Source organism: Zoogloea sp., from assembly GCF_017302315.1.
Lineage (GTDB): Bacteria > Pseudomonadota > Gammaproteobacteria > Burkholderiales > Rhodocyclaceae > Zoogloea.
The window spans coordinates 44,017-53,315 of the sequence record NZ_JAFLDT010000020.1 but is presented as its reverse complement, the minus strand read 5'-3'; the positions used below and the strand labels follow the sequence as shown (position 1 = coordinate 53,315).

Genomic DNA, 9,299 nt, shown 5'->3' with positions numbered 1-9,299 from the left:
AGAAGTTGTAGGTGGGCGTACCGTCGGCACGGGCAATGATGAGGTCGTCCATCTCGGCATTGGCGATCTCGATGCGGCCCTTGACCAGATCATCCCAGGCCACCACGCCGTCGGCGGGGTTCCGGAAACGGATCACCGGCGCGACACCCACCGGCGGCGCGGGCAGCGCCTTGCCGGCCTCGGGGCGCCAGCGCCCGTCGTAACGGGGCTTCTCGCCACGGGCGCGCTGCGCCTCGCGCAGGGCGTCCAGCTCTTCCGGGGGCATGTAACAGGGGTAGGCGGTGCCGGCGGCCAGCATCTCCTGGATCACCGCCTTGTACCGCTCCATGCGCTGCATCTGGTAGAAGGGGCCTTCGTCCCACTTCAAGTCGAGCCAGCTCATGCCATCCAGAATGGCCTGCACCGCCTCGGGCGTGGACCGGGCTACGTCGGTATCCTCGATGCGCAGGATGAACTGGCCGCCGTGGCGGCGGGCGTAGGCCCACGAGAAGAGCGCCGTGCGTGCGCCCCCGATGTGCAGGTAGCCGGTGGGGCTGGGGGCGAAGCGGGTACGGACGGTAGCGGCCATGACGGGAATCCGGGAATGCGTAAAACCCGGCATTTTACGCAAAGCCGCGCGACAACAACAAAAAGCCCGGCATGACCGGGCTTCGGGCAGACGAATCGAAAGGGCTCAGATGGCCGATTCGTTGGTCTCGCCGGTGCGGATGCGCACCACCTGCTCGACAGGCATCACGAAAATCTTGCCGTCGCCGATCTTGCCGGTGCGGGCAGACTTGATGATGGCTTCGACCGCCTGATCGACCACATCACCGGCCACCACCACTTCAATCTTGATCTTGGGGAGGAAGTCGACCACGTACTCGGCGCCGCGATACAGCTCGGTGTGCCCCTTCTGACGGCCAAAACCCTTCACTTCGGTCACGGTCAGGCCGGTGATGCCGACCTCCGACAGGGCCTCACGCACCTCGTCGAGCTTGAAGGGCTTGATCACCGCTTCGATTTTCTTCATGGATAGTCTCCTTTGGAACAGTCCCGCATTCTAGCCGGAAAGGCATGCGGATTGGCTCGTGCCGGTCGCGTTCAGGCGTCCCGGTATCGGGAAGTGATGGGGTAACGCCAGTCCTTGCCAAAACCGCGCTGGGTCACGCGAACACCCGGTGGCGCCTGACGGCGCTTGTACTCATTGCGCCGGAGCATGCCCACGGTGCGGCGCACATCAGCCTCGGGATAGCCCCGGGCGATGATCTCCGGCGGCGACAGGTCTTCCTCCATGTACGCAGCAATGATCGCATCCAGCACCTCGTAGGGCGGCAGCGAGTCCTGGTCGCACTGGTCGGGCTTCAGCTCCGCCGACGGCGGGCGGGTCAGGATGTTCTCGGGGATCACCGGCCCGCCCGGCTGGGCATTGCGCCAGGCACACAGGCGATAGACGAAGGTCTTGTAGATATCCTTGATCACCGCGAACCCGCCGGCCATGTCGCCATACAGGGTGGCGTAGCCGGTGGCCATCTCACTCTTGTTGCCGGTGGTCAGCACGATGGCGCCGGTCTTGTTGGAGAGGGCCATCAACAGCATGCCGCGGATGCGCGACTGGAGGTTCTCTTCGGTGGTGTCTTCCGGCAGACCGGCAAACTGGGGCGCCAGCATGTCGGCGAAGGTCTTCATGGCCGGCTCGATGGAGATCTCGTCGTAGCGCACGCCCAGCCAGCGCACCATCTCCCGCGAGTCGTCGAGGCTCATCCGCGCCGTATAGGGCGAGGGCATCATCACCGCGCGCACCTTGTCGGCACCCAGGGCGTCCACGGCAATCGCCAGGGTCAGGGCCGAATCGACGCCCCCCGACAAGCCGATCAGGGCACCCGGAAAACCGTTCTTGCCCAGGTAGTCGCGCACTCCCAGCACCAGCGCGTCATACACGTCGGCCTCCACGGGGCGCATATCGGGCACGCCCTGGTCACGCCATACGCCATCGGAGAACTGCAACAGGGTCAGCTCATCCACAAAGGACGCCCCCTGCCAGGCCAGCAGACCATCCTGGTCGAGGGCAAAGGAGCCCCCGTCAAAAACCAGCTCGTCCTGCCCGCCCACCAGGTTGCAGTAGGCTACCGGCAGCCCGGTATCGGCGATGCGCTCGCGCATGACCTCGTAACGGCGCTGCTGCTTGTTCATGTGGAAGGGCGAGGCGTTGAGCACCAGCAAGAGCTCGGCGCCGGCATCCCGGGCCACCTCGGCGGCACCGGACTCCCATACGTCGGCACAGATGTTCACGCCGATGCGCACACCCTTGAGCTCGAACACGCAGGCCCCGCTACCGGGCTCGAAGTAGCGCTCCTCGTCGAAGACCTCGTAGTTGGGCAGGCGATGCTTGAAATAGGTATCGACAATGCGGCCATCGCGGATCACCGCCGCCGCATTGAAGCGCAGGCCGTCTTGCTCGGCGGGATAGCCCACCAGCAGCGTGATGCCCTGCACCTGGGCCGCCAGCGCGGCAAGCTCATCCGCGCAGGCCTGCAAAAAGGCGGGGCGCAGCAGCAGATCTTCCGGCGGATAGCCGCACAGGGCCAGCTCGGGGGTCAACACCACATCGGCGCCCGCAGCCTTCGCCCGGGCCACCGCATCCAGGATCCGGCGCGCATTGCCGGAAATGTCGCCCACGACACAATTGAGCTGGGCGACAGCGACGGTAAGAGGGGTTTTCATGGGGCAACACTATACCGCGAAGGCAGCGCAAGCCGCGTGCACGACGCCTGCGCGGAGGGCTTGGCTTGCTTGTATCCTGTCATCAAATCCGGCCCGAAGCGCACATGCCCCACCTCCATCCCCATCTCCATCTCCATTCCGCCATCGACGAGATCCCCGCCCCGGCCTGGGATGCGTTGGCTGGCGATCAGCCCAGCCTGTCCCATGCCTACCTGTCGGCCCTGGAAGCCTCCGGTTGCGTTTCCCCGCGCACGGGCTGGACGCCCCGCCACGCCGCCCTCTGGGAGGGCGACACCCTGCTGGCCGCCATGCCCCTCTATCTCAAGACCCACTCCTACGGCGAGTACGTCTTCGACTGGGCCTGGGCCGACGCCTACCGGCGCCACGGGCTGGACTACTACCCCAAGTGGCTGGCGGCCGTGCCCTTCACCCCGGTCCCGGGGCTGCGTGTTCCCGGGCGCGACGAGGCCAGCCGGCGCCTGCTGATCCACGCCGTGCGCGAGGAAGTGGAGCGCGCTGGCGCCTCATCCCTGCACATCCTCTTTCCCGATGCGGACGAAGCCCGCTGGATGCAGGCGGCGGGCATGGAGATCCGCCACGGCGTGCAGTTTCACTGGCACAACACCGGCTACCGCGATTTCGATGACTTCCTCGCCCATCTGGCCCAGCCGAAGCGCAAGAAGATCCGCCAGGAGCGCCGCAAGGTGGCCGAGGCCGGGGTGGTCTTCCGCATCCTCCGGGGCACCGACATCGGCCCGGAGGAATGGGCCTTCTTTCATGCCTGCTACAGCCTGACCTACGCCGAGCACCGCTCCACGCCCTATCTGAGCCGCGCCTTCTTCGAGGATTTCGGACACCGCTCGCCGGACGCCTGTGTGCTGATGATCGCCGAGCGGGCCGGTTCCCCCGTCGCCGCCAGCTTCTTCCTGCGCGACGAGGCAACCCTCTACGGCCGCTACTGGGGCGCCATCGAGTTCGTCCCCTGTCTGCATTTCGAAGCCTGCTACTACCAAGCCATCGACTACGCCATCCGCGAGGGTCTGCAACACTTCGAAGGCGGCGCCCAGGGCGAACACAAACTGTCCCGCGGCCTCGAACCGGTGCGCACCGTCTCCGCCCACTGGATCGCCGACCCGCGCTTCCGTGACGCCTTGGCCCGCTTCCTGGCCCAGGAACGGGGCGGCATGGACGCCTACCTGGACGAGCTGTCGGAGCGAATGCCTTTCCGGGACAAGGGCTGAGCCTGCCCGGGGCTCAAACGGCGGCGACCCGCCGCGGATGCGCTTCGCGGATCGGCACATTCACCAGCGCCGCCAGCGAAGCCAGCACGATGTCGGCATACCACATCCAGTCGTAGTTGCCGAAATTCACCATGGCCAGCCCGCCCAGCCACGCGCCGAAGAAGCCGCCGATCTGGTGGGACAGCAGGGTCAGGCCGAACAGGGTGGCCAGGTAACGCAGGCCAAAGAGCTTGCCCACCAGGCCGGCCGTGGGGGGCACCGTGGCCAGCCAGGTCAGCCCGAGGCCGATGGAGAAGGCGTAGAAGGTGATGTCCGTCTTCGGCGCGATCAGATACAGGGCCACCAGCACGGCACGGGAGCCGTACATCACGGCCAGGATCCACTTCATGCGGTAATGCTGGCCAAGCGCACCGGCCCCCAGGCTGCCGACGATGTTGGCCAGACCGATCAGGGCCAGGGACACCGCCGACACGCTGGCGGGCAGACCGCACAGGTCCACCGCCCCGGGCAGGTGGGTGACCAGAAAGGCGATGTGGAAGCCGCAGGTGAAGAAGCCGGCATGCAGACACCAGTAGCTGCGGTCACGCAGGGCCACCCGCAACTGCTGACGCAGCCCGAGATCGGCGGCGGCAGAAGGGGGGTGCTCGACCTTGTGGCGCAGGGGCCACGACAGCGGAATCGTTGCCAGGGCGCAGGCCGCCAGGCCGAACAAGGCGGTGGCCCAACCGAAGCCGGCGATCAGGAACTGGGAGAGGGGCGCAAACAGGAACTGCCCGAAGGATCCGCCCGCATTGATGAAACCGGATGCAAAAGCACGCTTTTCAGGCGGCAGGCGCTGGGCCAGGGCACCGATCAGGATCGAAAAACTGCCGGCCCCGGCGCCGGCGGCCACCAGCACGCCCAGGGTCACGGTGAGGCCGAATTCGCTGCTGACGAAAGGCGTCAGGACCAGCCCGAGAACCAGCAGGGCCGCCCCGGTGAAGAGGGAGCCGCCCGGGCCGTAGCGGTCGGCCACGGCACCGAAGATCGGCTGGGAGGCGCCCCACATGAACTGCCCCACCGCCAGCGCAAAACTGATGCTGGCCAGCCCCAGCCCGGTGGCCGTATTGAGGGGAGAGACATACAGGCCGAGGGACTGCCGGATGCCCATGGTGATCATCAGCACGGCGGATGCCGTGAGGACCATGGGCCAGTATGAGATCGGCGTGACCGGTTCGGGGGGCGCGACGGCGTTCATCGAATCATCCACCCGCTGACGGGCTTTTTACGGCTTGCCAGCATCTCCCGGAAGCGCTGCCCCGGTCAATCAGGATTTACGTGTACGTAAGGCACTTCGGGGGCATCCGGCACGGGGCACCGGCCCGTGACCGGACAGCCCCATGCCCGCGGTCCCGGCCAAGGGACGCCGGCCGGCAAGCCGCGCTAAACTCCAGCCCGACACCCGTTCCGGAACGCCCACCCGCACCATGCCGCCTCACCTCGCCCGATTTCTGCCCTTTCTTGCCTGGGGCAATCAGCTCGACAGAACCGCCCTCCGCGCCGATCTGCTGGCGGGCTTCACGGTGGCCCTGGTGGCCATCCCCCAGGCCCTCGCCTATGCCCAGTTGGCCGGCCTGCCGCCCTACGTCGGCCTCTACGCGTCCCTGCTGCCGTGCATTGTCGGCGCCCTGTTCGGGTCGTCCGCCCAGCTCAATACCGGGCCGGTGGCCCTGACCAGCCTTTTGACCGCCACCAGTCTTGCGCCTCTGGCCCTGCCCGGCTCCGAAACCTACCTCGTGCTGGCCGTACAACTGGCCATGCTGGCCGGCCTCATCCAGGTGGCCTTCGGCATGCTGCGCCTGGCCCATTTCTCCGACCTGCTATCCCATCCGGTGCTCCACGGCTTCATCAACGCCTGCTCCCTGCTCATCTGCGCCGCCCAGTTGCCAACCCTGCTGGGGCTGCCCAATTTCGGCCAGCGCCCCTTTGCCGAGGCCGTCATCGACCTGGCCCGCGCCCTGCCTGACATCCACCTGCCCTCCGCCGCCCTGGGCCTCGCCGCCATCGGGCTGCTGGTGGCCCTGCGGCGCCTGCTGCCGCGCTGGCCGGGGGTACTCATCGTGGTGGCCGGGCTGAGCGTGGTGGCCGGGCTGACAGGCTTCGAAGCGGAGGGCGGGCGCGTCGTCGGCGCCCTGCCCGCCGAAACCCTGGCCTTTGCCCTGCCTCGGGCCGACTGGGGCCAGACCGTGGACCTGCTACCCTCGGCCTTCGTGCTGGCCCTGGTCAGCTTTCTGGAGGCCATGTCGAGCTGCAAGGTGGCCTCGGCACGCACCGGCCAGCGCTGGGACGGCAATCAGGAGCTCATCGGCCAGGGTCTGGCCAAGCTCACCGCCTCGGTGTGCCAGGCCTACCCAGTCAGCGGCTCCTTCGGGCGCTCGGCCTTCCTGCTCTCCAGCGGTGCCCGCACCGGACTGGCCTCGGTGGTCGGCGCCCTGATGGTGCTGGCCGCCCTGCTGAGCATGCCCGGGCTGATCGCCCACATTCCGCTGCCCGTTCTGGCGGCCGTCATCCTGGTCACCCTGGCCACCCTGCTCTCGCCGGCCCAGCTTCGGGAAGCCTGGCGCACCAGCCGGGACGACGGCCTGGCCGGCACCATTAGCTTCGTCGCTACCCTGGCCTTCGCGCCTCACATCGAGATCGGCATCCTGGCCGGCCTGATCCTGTCCCTGGCGCTGCTGATCTACCGCAGCATGAAGCCCCGGGTGGCCGTGCTCGGGCGCCATCCGGACGGCACCTGGCGGGACGCAGCCCGCTTCAATCTGCCGCCGCCCCACCCGGAACTCGCCATCCTGCGCTTCGACGGCCCGCTCCACTTCGTCAACGCCGCCACCTTCGAAGATGCCGTGCTTGCCGTCGGCCGCGACCACCCCCGCCTCAGGGTGCTGCTGCTGTCCTGTGCAGGCATCAACGACATCGACGCCAGCGGCATCGACACCCTGCGCCGCGTCCACCGCCAGTTGGCCGACAGCGGACGCTGCCTGGCCTGCTGTGGTCTCAAGAAGCAGGTCATCGACGTGATGGAGCGCACCGGGCTTTGGAACGACCTGGCACCCCGGGCCGCCTACCGCACCGAAGACCACGCCCTGCAGCACCTGTTGCCCAACTTGTCGCCCCCGCCGGCACCGGACACCCCACGCCAGGGATTCGCCTGGTGACAGCGCTTTGTTGACCTGAGTCGTTGTCGCGGCCCTTGCGGAGGCAGATACTTTTGCCTATCCGTGCATCCAGTCTTCAGAACTCTAACGACAAGGGAGCAAGCATGACACCCACCTCGGTCCGCGACATCCGCAACCTCAGCCTCCTCGGCCAGTCCGGCAGCGGCAAGACCACGCTGCTGGAGAAACTGCTGGCCACCGCCGGCGCCATCGGCGCACCCGGTTCGGTCGAGAAGGGCGACACGGTCAGCGACTACGACCCCCAGGAGAAAGCCTTCGGCCACTCCCTCAACAGCGCCCTCGCCCACCTGGAATGGGCCGAGCACTGGGTGAACATCCTCGACACCCCGGGCCTGCCCGACTTCCTCGGCCGGGCCCTGGCGACCCTGCCGGCGGTGGAGACGGCGGTGGTGGTCATCAACGCCGCCGCCGGCGTCGAAACCCTGACCCGCAAGGTCATGGAGCTCTCCGCCGACAAATGCCGGATGATCGTGGTCAATCGCATCGACGCCCCGGCCGTGGACTTCGGCGCCCTGATGGAGCGCATCAGCGCCAGCTTCGGCAAGGAATGCCTGCCCATCAACCTGCCCACCGCGGGCGGCGCCAGCGTCATCGACTGCTTCTTCAAACCCGACTACGACGCCGTACCGGCTTTCTCCAGCGTGCGCGAGGCCCACGACCGCATCGTCGACCAGGTGGTCGAGGTGGATGAGGAGCTGATGGCCCTCTACCTCGAACAGGGCGAATCCCTGCAGCCGGAACAGCTCCACGACCCCTTCGAGATCGCCCTGCGCGAAGGCCACCTGATCCCCGTGTGCTTCACCTCGGCCCGCACGGGCGCCGGCATCCGCGAACTCCTGGACATCATGGGACGCCTGCTGCCCGACCCCACCGAAGGCAACCCGCCACACTTCCTGAAGGGTGAAGGCCCGGCTGCCGAAGCCGTCGAAGCCACCACCGACGCCGACAAACACGTCATCGCCCACGTCTTCCAGGTGAGCAACGACCCCTTCCGCGGCAAGCTCGGCCTGTTCCGCATCCACCAGGGCACGGTCACGCCCAACACCCAGCTGTTCATCGGCGACGCCCGCAAGCCCTTCAAGGTCAGTCACCTGTTGCGCGTCCAAGGCAAGACCCAGACCGAGATCGACATCGGCATCCCCGGCGACATCTGCGCCGTGGCGCGGGTGGACGACATCCACCGGGACGCCGTCCTCCACGACTCCCACGACGAGGATCACTTCCATCTGGCGCCGCCGCGCTATCCCCAGGCGGTCTTCGGCCTGGCCCTGGCCGCCGAAAAGCACGGCGACGAGCAGAAGCTCTCCGAAGCCCTGCACCGCCTCCTGGACGAAGACCCCTGCCTCGCCGTCGAGCACAACATCCAGGCCAAGGAGACCGTGATCCGCGGCCTCGGCGAAGTGCACCTCAAGTCAGTGCTCGACACCCTCAAGACCCGCTGGAACCTCACCCTCGGCACCAAGCCGCCGGCCATCCCCTACCGGGAGACCATCGCCGGCAGCGCCGAAGCCCGCTACCGCCACAAGAAGCAGAGCGGCGGCGCCGGCCAGTTCGGTGAAGTGGCCCTGCGCGTCGAAACCCTGGAGCGTGGCGCCGGGCTGCAGCTGGCCGACGAGGTGAAGGGCGGCACCATCCCCTACAACTTCATGCCCGCGGTGGAAAAGGGTGTGCGTCAGGCCATCGCCGAAGGCGTCATGGCCGGCTTCCCGCTACAGGATCTGAAGGTGACGGTGTTCGACGGCAAGCATCACGCCGTGGACTCCAACGAAATCTCCTTCATCACTGCCTCCCGCCACGCCCTGCAGGAAGCCGTCCAGGGCGCCCGGCCGGTCGTGCTGGAGCCGTTGATCACCCTGACCGTGCGGGTTGCCGATGAGCACTTCGGTGGCATCAGCGCCGAACTCTCCGGCCGCCGCGGCCGCGTCACCGGCACCGACAGCCCGCAACCCGGCTGGACGGAGATCACCAGCCAGGTGCCCATGGCCGAAATGGAAGGCTTCGAATCCCGCCTCAAGTCCATCAGCGGCGGCGACGGTAGCTGCAGCATCGCCTTCAGCCACTACGAACCGGCACCCAACGACGTCCAGCAGCGTCTCGCCCGGGAGCACGTGGGCAAGCGGGGTGGCGAGCAGTAAGACCT

The 9,299-nt window shown here is 67.5% G+C and carries 7 protein-coding genes; 3 read left to right on the top strand and 4 right to left on the bottom strand.

Annotation, left to right across the window (positions count from 1 at the left end; all coding sequences use genetic code 11):
• The 3 genes from J0L98_RS08660 to J0L98_RS08650 form a co-directional block, all read right to left on the bottom strand.
• The coding region (locus tag J0L98_RS08660) for a glutamate--tRNA ligase family protein (protein ID WP_296411283.1) at nucleotides 1-568 on the bottom strand (568 nt) is incomplete at its 3' end.
• A gap of 105 nt (nucleotides 569-673) precedes the next feature.
• Nucleotides 674-1,012: a P-II family nitrogen regulator gene (locus J0L98_RS08655; protein WP_296401841.1), complete on the bottom strand. Its 339-nt coding sequence runs from the start codon at nucleotides 1,010-1,012 to the stop codon at nucleotides 674-676.
• Between the two features lie 71 nt (nucleotides 1,013-1,083).
• Complete coding sequence (locus J0L98_RS08650; RefSeq protein ID WP_296411282.1) at nucleotides 1,084-2,703, bottom strand: NAD+ synthase; 1,620 nt, start codon at nucleotides 2,701-2,703, stop codon at nucleotides 1,084-1,086.
• Nucleotides 2,704-2,807: 104 nt separating this feature from the next.
• On the opposite strand from J0L98_RS08650, the gene J0L98_RS08645 reads away from it, so the two are divergent.
• Nucleotides 2,808-3,944 (top strand): GNAT family N-acetyltransferase, encoded by a 1,137-nt coding sequence (locus J0L98_RS08645; RefSeq protein WP_296411280.1) that lies wholly within the window; start codon nucleotides 2,808-2,810, stop codon nucleotides 3,942-3,944.
• Between the two features lie 13 nt (nucleotides 3,945-3,957).
• Here the strand turns inward: J0L98_RS08645 and J0L98_RS08640 are convergent, their stop codons facing one another.
• A complete protein-coding gene (locus J0L98_RS08640; RefSeq protein ID WP_296411279.1) occupies nucleotides 3,958-5,181 on the bottom strand; it encodes an MFS transporter in 1,224 nt (407 codons plus the stop codon).
• A gap of 142 nt (nucleotides 5,182-5,323) precedes the next feature.
• On the opposite strand from J0L98_RS08640, the gene J0L98_RS08635 reads away from it, so the two are divergent.
• Nucleotides 5,324-7,138, top strand: coding sequence for a SulP family inorganic anion transporter (locus tag J0L98_RS08635; RefSeq protein ID WP_365954480.1), 1,815 nt, complete (start codon nucleotides 5,324-5,326; stop codon nucleotides 7,136-7,138).
• Between the two features lie 104 nt (nucleotides 7,139-7,242).
• On the top strand, nucleotides 7,243-9,294 hold the full coding sequence (gene fusA, locus J0L98_RS08630) for an elongation factor G (protein WP_296411278.1): 2,052 nt from the start codon (nucleotides 7,243-7,245) through the stop codon (nucleotides 9,292-9,294).
• Nucleotides 9,295-9,299 lie beyond the last annotated feature (5 nt).

Bases quoted from the DNA above. Each gene is read 5' to 3' on its own strand.
- J0L98_RS08655 (WP_296401841.1), bottom strand. From the start codon at position 1,012: ATGAAGAAAATCGAAGCGGTGATCAAGCCCTTCAAGCTCGACGAGGTG.
- J0L98_RS08650 (WP_296411282.1), bottom strand. From the start codon at position 2,703: ATGAAAACCCCTCTTACCGTCGCTGTCGCCCAGCTCAATTGTGTCGTG.
- J0L98_RS08645 (WP_296411280.1), top strand. From the start codon at position 2,808: ATGCCCCACCTCCATCCCCATCTCCATCTCCATTCCGCCATCGACGAG.
- J0L98_RS08640 (WP_296411279.1), bottom strand. From the start codon at position 5,181: ATGAACGCCGTCGCGCCCCCCGAACCGGTCACGCCGATCTCATACTGG.
- J0L98_RS08635 (WP_365954480.1), top strand. From the start codon at position 5,324: ATGCCCGCGGTCCCGGCCAAGGGACGCCGGCCGGCAAGCCGCGCTAAA.
- fusA (WP_296411278.1), top strand. From the start codon at position 7,243: ATGACACCCACCTCGGTCCGCGACATCCGCAACCTCAGCCTCCTCGGC.